Source organism: Gracilibacillus sp. JCM 18860 (assembly GCF_055395245.1).
In genome coordinates, this window is sequence record NZ_AP043868.1 from 1,703,498 (window position 1) to 1,720,938 (window position 17,441).

The 17,441-nt window shown below is 35.8% G+C and carries 13 protein-coding genes and 1 riboswitch; of the genes, 1 reads left to right on the forward strand and 12 read right to left on the reverse strand.

Features of this window, described 5'->3' with window-relative positions; genetic code table 11:
• Nucleotides 1-72: 72 nt before the first annotated feature.
• Nucleotides 73-504 (forward strand): Hsp20/alpha crystallin family protein, encoded by a 432-nt coding sequence (locus tag ACZ5R4_RS08760; RefSeq protein WP_054788026.1) that lies wholly within the window; start codon nucleotides 73-75, stop codon nucleotides 502-504.
• Nucleotides 505-554: 50 nt separating this feature from the next.
• Here the strand turns inward: ACZ5R4_RS08760 and ACZ5R4_RS08765 are convergent, their stop codons facing one another.
• From ACZ5R4_RS08765 to ACZ5R4_RS08820, 12 genes are all read right to left on the reverse strand, one after another.
• Nucleotides 555-1,694, reverse strand: coding sequence for a mannitol-1-phosphate 5-dehydrogenase (locus tag ACZ5R4_RS08765; protein ID WP_054788062.1), 1,140 nt, complete (start codon nucleotides 1,692-1,694; stop codon nucleotides 555-557).
• Nucleotides 1,695-1,699: 5 nt separating this feature from the next.
• Nucleotides 1,700-3,781, reverse strand: a complete 2,082-nt coding sequence (locus ACZ5R4_RS08770) for a BglG family transcription antiterminator (RefSeq protein WP_109985812.1) — start codon at nucleotides 3,779-3,781, stop codon at nucleotides 1,700-1,702.
• 97 nt (nucleotides 3,782-3,878) lie between these two features.
• Entirely contained in the window at nucleotides 3,879-5,789 is a 1,911-nt protein-coding gene (locus tag ACZ5R4_RS08775) for a PTS mannitol transporter subunit IICBA (protein ID WP_109985811.1), read from the reverse strand.
• A 261-nt stretch (nucleotides 5,790-6,050) separates the two neighbouring features.
• Nucleotides 6,051-7,349 (reverse strand): NCS2 family permease, encoded by a 1,299-nt coding sequence (locus ACZ5R4_RS08780; RefSeq protein ID WP_109985810.1) that lies wholly within the window; start codon nucleotides 7,347-7,349, stop codon nucleotides 6,051-6,053.
• Between the two features lie 114 nt (nucleotides 7,350-7,463).
• A riboswitch (purine riboswitch) is annotated at nucleotides 7,464-7,566 on the reverse strand.
• 95 nt (nucleotides 7,567-7,661) lie between these two features.
• Complete coding sequence (locus ACZ5R4_RS08785) at nucleotides 7,662-8,231, reverse strand: DUF3267 domain-containing protein (protein ID WP_054860917.1); 570 nt, start codon at nucleotides 8,229-8,231, stop codon at nucleotides 7,662-7,664.
• Nucleotides 8,232-8,971: 740 nt separating this feature from the next.
• Nucleotides 8,972-9,931: a PfkB family carbohydrate kinase gene (locus ACZ5R4_RS08790; RefSeq protein ID WP_277679001.1), complete on the reverse strand. Its 960-nt coding sequence runs from the start codon at nucleotides 9,929-9,931 to the stop codon at nucleotides 8,972-8,974.
• Nucleotides 9,932-10,067: 136 nt separating this feature from the next.
• On the reverse strand, nucleotides 10,068-11,519 hold the full coding sequence (locus ACZ5R4_RS08795) for a glycoside hydrolase family 32 protein (RefSeq protein ID WP_464368361.1): 1,452 nt from the start codon (nucleotides 11,517-11,519) through the stop codon (nucleotides 10,068-10,070).
• Nucleotide 11,520: 1 nt separating this feature from the next.
• The gene (locus ACZ5R4_RS08800) at nucleotides 11,521-13,140 is read right to left on the reverse strand and encodes an extracellular solute-binding protein (RefSeq protein ID WP_277679003.1); all 1,620 of its coding nucleotides are present in this window, start codon (nucleotides 13,138-13,140) and stop codon (nucleotides 11,521-11,523) included.
• Nucleotides 13,141-13,161: 21 nt separating this feature from the next.
• Nucleotides 13,162-14,052, reverse strand: coding sequence for a carbohydrate ABC transporter permease (locus ACZ5R4_RS08805; protein ID WP_464368362.1), 891 nt, complete (start codon nucleotides 14,050-14,052; stop codon nucleotides 13,162-13,164).
• 15 nt (nucleotides 14,053-14,067) lie between these two features.
• Nucleotides 14,068-14,991, reverse strand: coding sequence for an ABC transporter permease subunit (locus tag ACZ5R4_RS08810; protein ID WP_054860955.1), 924 nt, complete (start codon nucleotides 14,989-14,991; stop codon nucleotides 14,068-14,070).
• Nucleotides 14,992-15,348: 357 nt separating this feature from the next.
• The gene (locus ACZ5R4_RS08815) at nucleotides 15,349-15,966 is read right to left on the reverse strand and encodes a YesL family protein (RefSeq protein WP_464368363.1); all 618 of its coding nucleotides are present in this window, start codon (nucleotides 15,964-15,966) and stop codon (nucleotides 15,349-15,351) included.
• Between the two features lie 134 nt (nucleotides 15,967-16,100).
• Complete coding sequence (locus ACZ5R4_RS08820) at nucleotides 16,101-17,432, reverse strand: ABC transporter substrate-binding protein (protein WP_464368364.1); 1,332 nt, start codon at nucleotides 17,430-17,432, stop codon at nucleotides 16,101-16,103.
• Nucleotides 17,433-17,441 lie beyond the last annotated feature (9 nt).

Sequence of the window (17,441 nt, forward strand, 5' to 3'; positions counted from 1 at the left end):
ATAATAACAATTAGGCGGAATCATTTTATCATATAAAACTTACTTATCATAGTACAAAATGGAGGGAAAATGATGGATCCATTTCAGCAAATGCACGAATGGAAAAATAATATGGATCAATTCTTCGGTGGGAACTTTTGGAATGAGTTTGAGCATATTATCAAACCTCCCATCCCAGCAATTAATTTATACGAGCTAGACAATGAATTGATTGGTTATATTAGTTTACCCGGTATGGAAAATAGTAAGCAAATAGAAGTATATGTAGACGAGTATGTCTTGGAAATACGAGGACAGCTATCTCCCATCAAACAAAGTGGCAAGATGCATCATCAAGAAATATTACAAGGAGATTTTTCAAGAAAAATAGACCTCCCTTTCGCTGTGAGAAAGGACCGTGTAAGCGCAAATCTTCGTAATGGACTGATGTGTATCCATTTGCATAAGAAAATGGACAATACTAGGAAAAGAAAGAGAGTAAATATTGAAAATGAGGAGGAGTAACCAGGATCTAAAAAAACGGTCCAGCAAGACGATACTGAACCGTTCCTTATTTACCCTTTTAATAACGCATATTGTTTGATAACTTCTTGTGTAATGTCACTATCCTTAGGAAGTTTACTTACATCCTCTAACACTTTCGCCATTCCGTTTTCTTTGATCATTGATTGAAGCTTCATCGCTTCTTCGTCCTCTTGATAATCAAATAATAGTGCAGCAGCAATAGCCTTCGCTAAGTTCGTAAATGATAGACCAGCTTTTTGCGCTTCTGTTGCAGGGCGAATTAATCGATCCTCGGGTCCTAATTTTCGGATCGGTGCACGCCCTACTCTTGTAACCCCATCTTGAAGATAGGGATTTTTAAACCTTTTAATTATTTTCTGAATATATTCGTTATGTTCATCTGCCTTTAAACCATACTGTTTAACTAAGTAATCACCAGTTTCCTTTAATGTTGCTTCGACTTGTTCTTTAATGGCTTCATCTGCTAACGTTTTATCAATGGTTGACTTCCCGTTCAAGTAGCCAAGGTATGCAATGACGGCATGCCCTGTATTAACGGTAAATAACTTTCTCTCAATAAAAGGGGCAAGCTCAGATACGATAGTCATCCCTTCAACTTCCGGAATCTCTTCCTCCGTCTCGACTACCCACTCGTAATATGGTTCGACCAACACATCTAAAGAATTATCTTCCTGTATGGGAACGATACGATCGACAGCAGAATTAAAGAAATATACTCTCCCTGCTAGTCTATCTTTTGTGTCTTCATCAAGATTATCTAATATGTGCTGCTTCAATATGTCAGTTGCACCTATCTGGTTTTCACAAGCAATCACATACAGCTTTTCATCTGTTTGATACACTCGTTCCGAGATACCTCGTGCAATAAGTGGTGCAATTCGAGGCAAAATATTCGGTCCGATAGCAGTAGTCAAATAAGTAGCACCTGTAATTTCCTCGATCACCTTATTTTCCTGTGTCATGTTATTTAAGCCCGCTACATTCTTGATAGTAGTTGTTTCATGTTGGTCTGTTGCTAATTTTACCTTGTAGCTCTTCTGTTCATTTAAAGAATGAATGATTGATTCTGCAATATCTACAAAGGTAACATGGTAACCTGATTCAGAGAATAAAGCTCCAATAAAACCTCTTCCAATGTTTCCAGCACCAAAGTGGACGGTCTGTTTCATTATAATCATTCCTTTATCCATTTATTTTCGAGGTAGTCTGAAAATAACTCCTCTAATTTCTCTCTAATCATTGATTCACTCGAAGAAGAAAAAATCATCATCGCCTCGTCACTTTCTATTAGACTCGTACTTATGAGACTTAGTATTTCTTGTTGTTTTGTACTTAACGTTTCAGGTGATAACATCAATAGTAGGTTTTTTAACTGTACTTCTGTGCCATCCATTCCTTTAATGACACAAGGATGATCTAGATGACATATTTGAAAAATAAGTTCTTGAATACCGTCATATCGACAATGATAAAGCCCCATATTGGTATTAGGAATTCCCAATCCTCCCATTGTTTCTCTTTCCGCTAACTTTTGTAAAACTTCTTCTGCATTAGAGACTAACCCTGCTTGTTCCAGTCGTTCGGTCATCTCTCTTAATACTTGCAAATATCCAGCGTTCGATCTCCTGTATAAACGGAAGTTATTCAGAATTGCTTCGATACTAGAATGTACTTCCTCCATTTCCTGCAACACATCTTGCAATTTGGATGGCTGGAGGTTAAAATTCTTGCTATTGTTATTTTTCATATATTCATTTTTACTTGTTAACTGTCGTATATTATGCTGCAAAAAGCTTCTTATCATTTGAATATCTTCGTCGTTTAATAGTGGTGATACTAATATATAGTTCAGATCATCAAACGGAAGCTTTACAGTGGAAATAACCATATCAAACACATTTAATTTCGATTTCTCTATTTCTTTAATTGATTTTATGTCGACTGTGTTAATTTCCGCAAATTCTTTCTGAATACGGCTTGCTAGCATCTTAGATGTACCTATTCCTGTAGGACAGATAATAACCGCACGTATCGCTGTCTTTTCCTCATTCATTAATAATGCAGATCCGAAATGAAGCACAATAAAGGCAATCTCATCCTCTGGAAAGGAGATATCATTAAATTCCTTCTCTAAACTATTTCGAACTGCCATAAATAACATAGGATATTTCTTTTTTATTTCCTCGGTTAACGGATTAAAAAAGCCCATCTGATGCTTTAATCGAAAAATCGAGGGCTCCATATGAGCAAGCAATCCTTGGAATAACGAAAAGTCCTTAGAAAGATCAATGTGAAGTTGCTTGGAAACATCTTGAATGATGTTTCTAATCAGCTGCCCTAGCATAATACTGTCATAATCAACTGTATCCGAATCCTGCAATTTGGATCCTTTTAAAACAACAGCTAAATAATAAACATCTTTATGAGCTAACGGAATCGATAATTTCGATCTTATGTGTTCTGCTAGTTGGCTAATTTGTTGAAAGGTTCGGGTAGATTCCTCATACAATACTGGTTCATCATCCTCTAAAAGAAAATGATTCTCTACTCGTTGGAGAGTAATCGCCGTGTGGACGATAAATCCTAAATAGTCATTATCCGCTAAGCGTGTCTGCCCCTTGTCAAATAAATGATGAACCATTTCATCAATGGTGAATAAATATTGAGAAGAAAAATAGCCTAGTATCGGACCTTCTAGTAGGTGATGCTTTTGTAATAGATATAAGCTTTCTAATAACTCTTCATGAAAATGAAATAAGAAATAGGTAGCGAGAGCTTTACGCTTATTTGCTTCTCTTCCAGCTAAGCTTACACCAACACCTCTTTTTCGATTCAATTCAATAGAAAAGTTATCTAACCATTTCGTTAGATCATCCAGATAAGAAGAAAGCTTTGTAACACTAATTCCGAGCTGTTTTGCCAGCACTTGTGTCTTAAAAAAAGAGCCTTCATGTAATAAGGTAATAAGTAACTGTAATTTTTTTTCTTCTGGTGTTTCATCTGTCGGATGGACATGGTATAAATTTTGGGTCAGTTTGAAAATATGTTCATTTTTTCCATCAATCATTAAACCATCATTGGGTGTTCGCTTCAGCTGTAGCTCGAAGGAATGTAAGATATTCTCCACAGCTTTTAGATCACGCTGAACAGTCCTTACACTAACTTGTAGGTAATTGGCCAATGACTGTGGTGTGTGTTTACCAGAAGTTTTTATTACTAATTCAATGATTAATTTTTCTCTTGACGTTATAAACATTCTACCCTCTCGTTTCTTTTCCAAAATGTCCTTAGGGTGAATATAGCAGATAGCAGAATAGAAAGATGGACCTACCCCATCTTTCTACTCATTACCATCATTTACTATTAATTATAGCTAACAATTCCTTCGCTGTTTTTGCTTGCACCATCTGTTCAATATTTTCTTCATCTGAACAAACTACGGCAATACCGGAAAGGATGTCTAAATGGGTACCGTCTTTTCCTGCAATACCGAAGATTAACTTCGCTTCCTTGCCATCAAAATCCACCCCATTTGGAACCTGAAGGACTGTAAACCCTGAACGTAATACAGCCTTTTTTGCTGCTTCTGTACCATGTGGAATGGCAACATGATTACCCATATAGGTAGATGTTATGTTATCGCGCTCTATCATTGCCTCCACATAGCTTTCTTCTACATAGCCTGCTTTCACTAACACTTCACCAGCAAATCGAATAGCGTCTTCCTTTGTATTGAATTCTTGATTAAGGAAGATATTTTCTTCCCGCAATAAATCGTCATCATCGTGCTCGTGATCTTTACCCGTTACCTCTGCTTCTGTTTCTTCTACCACTTCAGATAACTCTTCCGTGACACCATTTTGCAAGCTGTCAATTAGCTTGTCATATTCCGGACTTGATAAGAAATTATCAACGGAAATATGATAAGCATTGGGTAATTTCTCTTTTGCACGAGGCGTTAATTCTTCTTGAGTAATAACAACCTGTGCATCACCTGGCAGGTTACTAATTGCTGTATTGGTGACAGAAACGTCAAGATCAGCAGATTTCACTTTTTTACGTAATAATGATGCCCCCATAGCACTCGATCCCATTCCAGCATCACAAGCAAATACAATTTTGTTTACCTTATCAGGAAGTGTTCTTGAATTAGATTGAAGTGCCCCTGCCACAGAGCTTTTCTTCCCTTTCATTTCTTGCATTTTTTGTGTTGCTTCTTCTATATTTTCGTCATCTTGTTTACTTGATTTTAGCACAAATCCAGCAACAACGAACGAAATAATCGTAGCTACGATAACAGCAGCAAAGTTTGCGATATAAACACTTGCTTTTCCAGGGGTAACTGCAGCAATTGCTAAAATACTACCAGGAGATGCAGGGGCTGCTAATCCTCCACCTAAAAGTACTAATGTTAGTATTCCACCCATACCACCTAAAATAACCGCAAATAATAGCATTGGGCGCATTAATACATATGGGAAGTAAATTTCATGGATACCTCCAAAGAAATGAATAATTCCTGCACCAGGTGCGGATTGCTTTGCAGAACCTTTTCCAAATAGCATAAAGGCTAATAAAACACCAAGACCTGGACCAGGGTTTGCTTCTAATAAGAATAGAATAGACTCACCTGTGCTTCTCGCCTGTTCTAAACCTATTGGAGAGAGAATCCCATGATTAATTGCATTATTTAGGAATAATATTTTGGCAGGTTCAATAAAGATACTTGTTAATGGTAAAAGACCTGCACCAATTAACCAATCTACTCCTGCAACAAGTAGTTGAGTAAAACCATTGACAGCAGGACCAATAGCCAAGAAGGATAGAATGGCAAGAAGTCCTCCGAGAATACCCGCCGAAAAATTATTTACCAGCATTTCAAAGCCAGATTTAATTTTACCCTCCACTAATTGGTCAAACTTTTTAATCACATAACCACCAAGTGGACCCATGATCATGGCACCTAAAAACATCGGTGTATCTGGCGCACCGACAATAACCCCCATTGTCGCGATAGCACCTACCACACCTCCACGCTGGTCATGAATCAATTTACCACCTGTGTAACCGATTAACAATGGTAGTAGGTAAAACACCATTGGATCCACTAATTTTGCAAGGTTTTCATTTGGAATAAAACCATCTGCAATAAATAAAGCAGTAATAAGCCCCCATGCTATAAATGCACCAATGTTTGGCATAACCATCGAACTTAGAAAATTACCAAACTGCTGGACTTTTACTTTTATATTTGACTGAGCCATTATCTTTCTCCTCTCCGTCTAATTTTCCTATTCATCAATTCTAATCATAGGACACCGTTATGCTATCTTCAAGATACTTGAAAACTAATTTTGTCGCATAGCAGGTGACAAATCTATTTTTTCTCTATAAGAAGAGATTTATGCAGATTCAAATTATGCACATTAGTGCTTATTATGAAAAGCTTTCTTCTTTATTACCCTAATACTTCTTCTTCAAACAACGCAAAAGGCCTCGGCATAATGCCGAAGCCTTTTCAACTATTAATGTAAAAATCCAAGATAAAGAATAAAGATCACGAACAGCCCCCACATAACTGGGCTGACTTCTTTTATTTTTCCTTTTGCAACCATAGTAATTGGATAAAAGACAAACCCGACTGCGATACCTGTTGCTATACTATAGGCAAGTGGCATCATGATAATCGTTAGGAATGCTGGTACTGCAATCTCAAACTTGTCCCAAGGTATATCCTTTAAAGAAGATGCCATTAATACCCCAACAATGATTAAGGCTGGAGCTGTTACAGATGGTGTGACGACATTTAATAATGGTGAAAAGAATAGTGCTAATAGGAATAAAATCGCTGTGACAACAGAGGCGAACCCTGAGCGACCACCAGCCCCAACACCTGTTGTAGACTCCACATAAGAAGTAGTAGTTGATGTACCTAATGTTGCTCCAACTACTGTTGCAGCAGAATCAGCAAATAATGCTTTTCCTGCTCTTGGAAGCTTATTATCCTTCATTAAACCCGCTTTTGATGCCACAGCTACTAGAGTACCTGCTGTATCAAAGAAATCGACGAACAAAAAGGTTAATATAACGACAAGCATTTGAATCGTAAAAATATCACCAAGATGAGTGAAGGCAGCCCCAAATGTTGGCTCAATACTAGGAACTCCACTTATAATTTTATCAGGTAATGGGATTTGGCCAATAATGATTCCAACAATTGCTGTGATCACCATCCCATAAAACACGCCACCTTTAAAACCTATTGCAATTAAGATAACTGTGGCAAATAGACCAATAATGGCTAATAACGTTTCAGGATTGGTTAGATCACCAAGTGCTACTACTGTACTTTCATCAGATACAATAATTCCTACATTTTGAAACCCTAGAAAAGCAATAAAAAGACCGATCCCTGCTCCAACTGCCATTTTCAAATGAGCTGGAATGGCATTAATTACTTTTTCACGGAGACCTGTTAAGGTTAATAGGATAAAGATAAGTCCTGAAACCAATACTCCTGCTAATGCTGTTTCCCAAGGAATACCATAGCCTAATACAACGGTATAAGTAAAGAACGCATTTAATCCCATACCTGGCGCAAGAGCAATTGGATACTTTGCGAGTACACCCATAATTAATGTACCTATGGCAGCGGCCAATGCAGTGGCAACATAAACCGCACCCTTATCCATGCCAGTGCCATCGGAAAGCATTGAAGGGTTAAGGAACAAAATATAAGCCATAGCTAGAAATGTAGTTATACCAGCTATCGTTTCTTTACGATAATTCGTTTCAAGCTGCTCAAACTCAAAAAACTTTTTCATCTATTTTTTCCTCCCATTTCATCCATCACCCTAGTTTTGCTGAAATAAAAACCCCTCTGGACATGATCCAAAGGGGTTCCTATTACAAGTAGATGAAGTTATTATCCTATTAAATAATAACTTCATCCTCCTCGTAGTCAGAGCATTTAACGGTGCTCTGGTAGAAACTTTTGAGACATATTCCCAATATTATACGACGGAAGGTAATGATTATTAAATTATAATAAATTCAATTCATATCATACTAGGCTAGCAAAGATTAGTCAATACTAAAACCGAATATTTATAAATATTTTATGCAGAATGTTCGCTTTATGCTGTTTCCTCATAAATATCTATTCCCACCTCGGTGTCTTCTATATAAATTTTACCTTTTTTACGTGTAAGCAAGTAGCAATAATAAAAATCACCAACACAGCCCGATGTATGACAAGCAAATAATAGATAGAGAAAGGTAGAATCAATACCAAATAAACTGATAATGGAAAGCAGTGCACTAATGATTATAAATGGCATGATAATGATGATAAAAAACGGAATTCTCGGATAGATCGAGCCAGGGCTGGCTGCATACGCCATCCCATTCTTAAAGCCGAATTTCACCTTACTTTCCGGCTTAAATACTTTAAAAAACAAGCCATGGATTAATTCATGTAATACGAGAAGAACGATAAAACTGCAACAGAATAACAGCACCCTTAATACCATGTATAATATAAATAGTAATGTTTTTTCTTCTTTTGGAAATATCTCAAACTCTCCCATAGCATAAATGCCAACAAGCACTAAGCCTAAAAATATCACCAATGCCCAAATATTTAACCAGATAATCAATTTATTATTTGTAAGCAGATTAATTTTTTCTATCACTTTTAGATTCATTGCTTCCTCCTATAATTTAGAAATAATGCTTAACATTATAGCACAAGAATACCTTTCTGCTAATCTCTACGATAGGGAAATTCTCGCAAACAATAATATGAATCTTACAAATATACTAAATGAATATATTATTGCCCTGCATGAAAGACGCATTATCACATGATGCAAGGAGATGATAGTATTACATTAGGAATTAATCGTCATAAAAGATAACGAAAAACTTTGCAACATCAATTTTATAGGTGAAATTATTTTGAACATAAGTTATAGAAACAAATGCGGACACTTAATGAATTAAATACTTTGCGGAATGAAATTGCTAAACTCCAACACGGCACTCCCCTTAATACGCCATATAGTACTGTCTCTTCCTTTTGATCAATTCATTTTGTTTCCTCTATATATTAAATATTTAAGGTCTAATTTTTTTCTTCAATTGCGTTAGCTTCTAATTCAAAACAAAATGAAATTTAAATTATAACCATTTGAAAAAGGTGATCAATATCAATGATCACCTTTTTTAATTATTAGCACCCGTTAAATAAAATCTTTAAGTAATGACTATGAAAGTTTTAAAAATTTTATCTCTCTAACAGCAGATTAACTTTGAACCCCTCTCCTCAAAATTTATAATTAAATGTTAACCTTCCCTGTCTCAGCTTATATGTAATATAACTACCTTTACCTCGTTTTGAGAGTAAACCCAAATATTAAAGTGTTTTGTGCCATTCATTTCTTTTCTAACCCTTTACACTGATAAATTTATTAATTTCCATTAAGGTAGGAAGTGAGGGAATTCCTCCTTTTGATTGGGCGACATATGCACCCATGGCATTACCAAATAGTAATATTTCTTTCATCCTTTTTTCTGAGATGTCTTGATATTGCATGTTGCTTTCTAATAGCTTGTATAAAACTCCTCCGAAGAAGGCATCTCCACATCCGGTTGTATCTAAAGCCTTTAATGAGAAACCTGGCTCAAACAAAATAGTATTCTTTTGACAACAATAGCTACCTGTACTACCAGCCGTAACAAAAAGTAAATCCACATCATAATGTTGAGTGATTATCTTCGCGCCATTTTCCACATTTTTCGTACCAGTTATAAATTCTAGCTCCTCTTCTGAGAGTTTAACTATTTCTGCATAATATAATGTTTCTACTATTCTCTCTCGTGCCTCTTCTAAACAATTCCACAAATCTGGTCGAAGATTAGGATCATATGATATTGTTACTCCATTTCTCTTTGCTATTTTTAAAGCTATTCTCGTAGCTTCTCTGGAAGGTTCATTCGTCATAAGGATAGATCCCACATGAAAAATTTTAGACTTGATAATTAATTCTAATTTCAAATCATCTTTTGATAACATTGTATCGGCTCCTGGATTTCTGTAAAAACTAAAGGAACGATCTCCACTTTCATCTATATGAACAAACGCAAGTGTTGTATGTATATCGGAATATACCACCCCTGAAGTAGTAACCGAATTGTCACATAATGTATCTACAAGCATCCTCCCAAATTTATCTATCCCAACTGATCCAATAAATGAAGTTTCTTTACCTAAGTGAGATAATGAAACCAATAAATTACTCGGAGCTCCTCCCGGATTTGCCACAAATATAGGATTTCCATTTTTACTAACTCCATTTGGTGTAAAATCCACTAAAATCTCGCCTAATGCAGTTACATCAAACATTATTAATCACCAACTTATTTATATAATTTTATCTCATAGAAAAATAAAACTTACATTCTATTACCATATGCTATCGATAAAAAGCCAGAAGCTTAATTTTCGATCTTCTGGCCATTCTTTGCACATCCTGAAATTGTTAAGTATTAGGCTTTAAAAAATACCCTTCTTCAACATTAATCTCACCATCTAAAGCATATAACGAAACTTCTTCACATATTTTATCCGGATAAACTAAGCTAGTTAAAGCAAATTCTCCTCCATTCCCAAATATTTCAATTGAAGAAGAATCAATAATCATGCTTAGTTTAATTTTCCGTGTATCAGATAATTTGATTTCTTGCTGAATTGGGAAATTATCTGAAAAAGAAACGATTCCTGATTTATTTCGATCCAGTACTAATAGATTTTTTTGTGTATCAATAATGATAGACGTTACATTTGTTGGTGTGTGATGAATATTCACACCATATTTTACCGCATCTTTATTTCCAATATTCAGCGTTATCATCCCATACGACACATTGAAATCATATCGAAGTTCCTTACCTATCCATTCGTTTTTAATTATTTCTTTTCTTGTAAAATAATAATCTAATTCTTGTACCGGCACTTGAATTATTGTATAGGAATCTTTGTCTCTTCGAAGCCCAAGTTCCCTAGGTATGGTCATTTGACTCCTCCAGCCATGAGTTGGTACTTCATTAGCATAACGCCAGTTACTCATCCACCCCAGATAAATACGTCTTCCATCTTCTTCAGGTATATCAGCGAAGCTCACACCCGCATAATTGTCCTTTCCATAATCTAACCACTTTGTCCCCTCATGTTCAGCCCTAAATATAGAACCATCAAATGTCCCGACAAAATATTGAGTACGTGAACCGTTATCTATATTAGGGTTATCTCCAATACTCACCAAAAGTACCCATTTAGATTCCTCATTATTTTCTACCTTTAGTTCAAACAAGTCCGGACACTCCCAAACACCGTCATGTGATCCGATATTTTCTCCAAACTCACTTTCAAAACTCCAATCTATTAAATTGTGAGAGGAATAAATAGAGATGGATTCGCCTGTTGCCAACACCATCACCCATTTATTCGATGAATGATGCCAAAACACTTTCGGATCCCTAAAGTCAACTTTTGAGTCATGTTTTAACACTGGATTATTGCGATACTTTATCCATGTCCTTCCATTATCATAACTATAGGCTAAACCTTGTGACTGTTTTGGCGGGTTGTGTACTTCGCTCTCTAAATGATGTGTAAAAATCGCGACAATCCCCGGTTGATCAGGGAAAAAACCCGTGGTATTATTCCAATCAACAACAGCACTTCCTGAAAAAATCGTGCCATCTTCATCAGGATACAAAGCTATAGGTAACTCATCCCAAGTAACTAAATCTTTACTAACAGCATGGCCCCAATGCATGGGACCCCATTTGCTGTCATGTGGATTATGTTGAAAAAAAAGATGATATTCTCCTTTAAAATAAATTAAACCGTTTGGATCATTCATCCAATTCTTACTCGGTGAAAAGTGTAAATAAGGTCGATATTTTTCAGCCTGTTTTAGTTTTGTCATGTTATTGTACCTCCGCTTCTGCCTCTCTATTTCGATCATATGCTGTTTGTTTAATTTCTAACCACTCTTGGTAGCCGAGACGATCTAATTCTGCTAGATACTCTTCCCATTCTGCTTCAGCATTACCGTTCGTAATCCACTCTGCCTTTTTCCTTTCAACATATGGGAATAAATCTGCCTCAAGATCAGATAGCTTTGTTAACTCATCTAGTGACATAAAAACATTTGGATAAATATTTTCATTGTTCATATATGGAACTAATTTTTCATGGAGTTGCTCTAACCTCCATGCTGCATCATCTGGCATTGTTGTTACGTCACCATAATATTCATCTAAAATCGCTAGTGGCCCACCAATTGACGTTTTCTCACGGAGCTCAACTGGAGCCGTCCCTTCTAAAGGTAAATGTCTTAACATATCTTCATTTTCATCATATTCAAATATATTTTGTTTCTCTTCATCACCATATGTTCCCCAGTTATTTTGTACAGACTGATGAGGATCATATAATTGATCGATCCATTTTGCTGTTAATTCGAGATTTTCATTGGCATTTGTAATAACCATTCGTGCACGGTCAAACCCCATACCATTGGATCGGGCCACATGTTTACGCCCATCAGGTCCTTCTAATGGTGGCAACATTTTATACTTATCATTCATACCAGTGATATTGGCTTTATCCCATGTAAAATATAAACCATAACGCTCTTCTTTACCCTTGGCAAGGTAGGTATTCCAATCTTGTTCAAAAGCTTCTATATCAATTAAATCTAATTCATATAATTCATTTAAATAGTTAATGGCATCTTTATATCCATCTTGGGCAGAAGTAAAGATTACTTCATGATTATTCGTTACTACCGTGTGATTCCAGTTCTCACCCTCGCCAAACGGAGAAAATAAGTAGGATACATCTTCCCCACCATGGTTGATAATAAATGACATTGGAATGGTTTGACCGTCACCTGCCATATCATTTTCTTTAAAAGCAATTAATGCTTCTTTTAATTCTTCTGTTGTTGAAGGCATATCTAAACCTAGTTCATCTAACCATTCAACATTGATCCAGCCTGTTGCATCAAGTGAATGGATACTTTCCTTTCCAGATCCTAGTTCTTCAATCCATGGAAACGCATAAATATGTCCATCAGGTGCTGTCATCATTGCCCGATATTCAGGTGCCTTCTCTAATACTGCTTGTAAATTGGGCATATACTGATCTATTAAATCTTCAACAGGTATGATTGCTCCATCATCTGCTAAGTCTAACAATTCATAATCACTATAACCTGTATTCATAATTGCATCTGGTAACTCACCGCTTGCTACAGCTAAATTTCTTTGTTCTGCAAAGGATTCACCTGAATAATTTTTCCATTCAATGTGTACACCTGTTTCTTCCTCTAAACGTTGTAAGATCAATTTATCATTAGGATCTTCAGGAGCCATTGGTGAACTTTCCGTTATAAACTTTAATGTTACTTCTTCCTCTAACGGAAAACGGATGTCCGTTAGCTTATAATTTTCAGAAGAAGCTTTTTCATTACTACTGCAACCAGCCATTAATAAAATACTGAATAGTACTATTACTGCTAAACGTCGATACAAATTTTTCATAAAATTTGCTCCTCACTTTTTTTATTTTAAAGACCCTACCATAACACCTTTCTCGAAGTACTTCTGGAAAAAAGGATACATAATCATTAATGGTAGACTTGCGATAACAATGGCAGAATACTTAATCATTTCAGCAATTCTCTGCAATTCAGCTCTCGCCATTTGATCGCCAATCATGCCTGGCTCCACTTCATTTTGGATTAAAATGTCACGTAAAATTAACTGTAGAGGATAAAGACTTCTATCCTCTAAGTAAATCATCGCATCGAAGTAAGCATTCCATTGTCCAATAAATGAGTATAGTGCGAGCACAAAGATAATAGGTTTGGATAATGGCAATATAATACTAAGGAAAATTCTGGTGTCTGATGCACCATCAATTCTTGCTGCCTCTATCAACTCATTTGGCAATCCTTTAAAATAGGTTCTTGCCAAGATAATATTCCAAACGGTAATAGCCCCAGGTAAAATAATTGCCCACGGACTATTAAGTAAACCTAATTCTTTTACTAATAGATAAGTGGGAACCATGCCACCGTTAAAAAACATCGTAACTAGAAAATAAATCATAATAATTCTCTTCCCTACTAGGCTATCCACGGATAAAGAGTAACCAGCGAGGACTGTAAAGCCAACTGACACAAGTGTAAAACCAGTGGCGTATAAAATGGAATTTAGAAATCCTCTCATAATCGATCCATCATTAAAAATTCGAACATAACCATCAATGGTCCAATGCTTAGAATCGAACGACAATCCTTTTGTCAGTAGGACATCAGGCTGTAAAAATGAACCTATTAATACATACAAAAGGGGTATTGTGACAATGAGAACTATTATGCTTAAGAGTATTTTATTAATTAAAAGTAATAATTTATCTGTCTTTGAATTATTAATGAGGTTATTATTCATCTTACTGCCTCCTTTCTAGTAAAGGGTTTCACCGTTTACTTTTTTCACAATTGTATTGACTGTGATTAGCAGGACCAAACTAATAATCGAATTGAATAAACCTATTGCTGCACCGAATGACCAATCAGCTGCTTGCAATCCTCGTTTATAAACATACGTATCAATAATTTCTGATGCAGGTAAATTCATGGATGTCTGCAATAAGTATGCTTTCTCAAATCCAATCGTCATGATTCCTCCAACAGCTAAAATAAACAACACTGTCATCGTTGGTTTCAATGTTTGCAAATCAATATGTCTGATACGTTGCAATAATGAAGCACCGTCCATTGTTGCCGCATCGTGTAATTGAGGGTCTACATTAGATAATGCTGCAACATAAATAATGGATGCAAAGCCTGCCCCTTGCCAAATCCCTGAGACAATGAAAATAGTTCGAAAATAGCTCGGTTCAGACATAAAAGATACTGGACGATCAAATATTAATGTAAGTAATGCATTTAGTGGTCCTGCTGGTGACAGGAAGATAAAGATCATACCAGCAATAACTACTACCGATATAAAGTGTGGAGCATAAATAATAAGCTGAATATTTTTCTTAATTCTCGCTCTTCTCACTTGGTTTAGCATGATTGCTAAAATGACTGGTACCGGAAAACCAAAGAGTAGTTCGAACGTACTCAACTTAATCGTATTCATAAAAATTTGCTGAAAATTGGGTGATTCTAAGAATTTGATAAAATGTTCAAAGCCCACCCATTCGCTCCCTGCAATTCCTTTCAAAGGACTAAAATCCTTAAAGGCGATCGTCACACCATACATTGGAACATAATTAAAAATAAATACTAGGATCATAGCTGGTAATAAAAATAGATACAATACATAATTCTTTTTGATATATTCAAATGGACTTTGTTTCTTTTTCTTTACATCAGACATCTGACTTGTTAGATTTCCCCTCTTAGCTGATGTCTCCAACCTCTGAGCCAAATTACTCCCTCCTTCTTCTAAGCCTGTGAATCGTGTGACACAACGAATAGGTACCGCTTACTTTTTAATATATCAAATATCGAAAACGTTTTATTTCAATTTCTTAGGTTAACAACCTTCAATTTTTTTGGCTAAAAATTTTTAAGTAAGTAAGGTAGTCCAGAAGGATGGCTCTGTTTAGAAACTCTCCTCCCCACTTCTTTCTAAAAGGGTTGGACACTTTTCTAGGAAGGAACGGGATTAGACATGCAGGTTATGCTTCTTATCAATAAAAAAAACCACTAGCATAAACTAGTGATTTTACAATTACGTTTCTTGGAGTACTTTCTTTTTTGGAAAGGATAAGGCCGCTACCCTCATAACGATATAGCTGAACAAGCTCATTCCAAACGGAAAGATTAGCGCTGGCATCAACATATACAAGTACAAGATAACACCAACGAAAGCAACCATCATGATCGTTTGAAACGGTCGAGCAATCGAAAGTATGCATGCATATTGTAGATATTTCATCAATTTAAAATCAAAATGAACATATAGTGGAAAAACATACAAAACTGCAATAAGATAAAAGATACCAATTACTAGAATGGCATTAATTAGAAGTACTTGCAAACTTTCATTACTTATCTTTTGAACAATTTGAAAATCTAAATATAACCCCATTCCTATCAAAAAAACAATATACCCTATAACATTGGCCATCTTAAATTCAGCCTTATACCGTTTGATAAACTCTTGTAGAATTGGAGTATCTTCATTTTCTAATATCCATTTTCTAATCACAGCAAATAATGCTATAGTTGCAGGAAAAAGGCCAAATATAACGAGACCTAACAAAGTAAAAGCAACCCACAATATGTTTAAAAGAATTAAATTGAAACCAAAATCCCCTAATCGATTATACCATCTTTTTTCAAACATGTTACCTCATCCCCCATACATCCTTTGCTTACTTTTACTGTACCAAAAAAAGCACTAATGCAATTGTAATATTTTTGGTTCATATCATATAAAATTTTTGGGAACATGGCAGCGGTATACAACGATACACATAATTATTCTATTTCTAGTAAGCGATTATTAATCGTTTCGATAGCTTCATCAATAGACGATTTGACATCTCTGTTCGCTATCCCGATATCTTCAAATAATTTCTTGATCGCTTTGCTGATATCAGGATAAGCAGGAGTAATAGGCCGATTTTGCGAGTAATTATAAGCTTGCTCCAAGAAAATATTGTAAGGGTATTCGTTAAATACAGGTAAATCTTTAGCAACTGAATATCGTGCTGGCACATCTTTAGTTATCGTGACATACTTTTTGATAGCCTCGTAACTTGTGATATAACGAATAAATTGCCAGGCTTCTTCAGGTTGTTTCGTTGTTGCTGAGATACCCAATGCCCAACTACCATTGGGAACTACTTGTTGCTCAGCTTTTGGAAGTGGTGCAACCCCAAAATCTCTCCCTAGAAGTAATTCGTTATTTTCAAATTCTGTGATAGCCCAAGAACCAAGTACTGTCATGGCTAGTTTATTCTTTTCAAAAGCTTCACTTGGCAACTCAAGTGTGGCAACTACTTCTTTATGATACATGTCTTGATAAAACTGTAGGGCTTTAACAGCTTTTGGGGAATCCAAATAACCACTCGCTGTAGAAGCATCAGGACTTAAGACATTTGTACCAAATTGCCAAAAGAATGGCAGTTTAAAATAGGCAGGTGCTTCACCACCACCAAAGCCTTGGGCTGGGTCAATCCCATATATACCTTGTTCAGGATTTTGTACTTCCCTAGCTATTTCCACCGTCTTTTCCCATGTCATTGGATTGGCAGGATCTTTATCTGGAAACGATACACCCGCTTCTTCAAAAAGGTGGATATTATAGTATAAAGCAATACTAGATTCGATGATTGGCATTAAATATAATTTATCTTCGTACTTTAAACCTTCTATAGTGGCTTCAGGAAAATCATCCTCTATTCCTACATCCTCTGTTATATATGGATCTAAAGGTAGTAATGTTCCTGCATTTGCATATAATGCTAAATAAGGACTATCGATTGCCATAATGTCAGGTCCAGTACCCGTAACAATATCTGTACGCAATTTAACTTCATAGTTATTATATTCAATGCTTTCCATATCAATAATAATGTTTGGGTGTTCATTTTCAAAATCGGCGATCAACTCAGCATATGCCCTATTTTCAGCAGAATTACCATAATTACGCCAGAATTTAAGATGCACTTTATCTTCCACACCACTTACCTCTTTAACACTATCCGTATCTTGTTCATAAACGAATGGCCTTATTAATAAGATTAAATATCCAATGACAACACAAATTATTAGACCGAAAGCTATCAAATAAATTACTTTTTTCATACTTAAAGC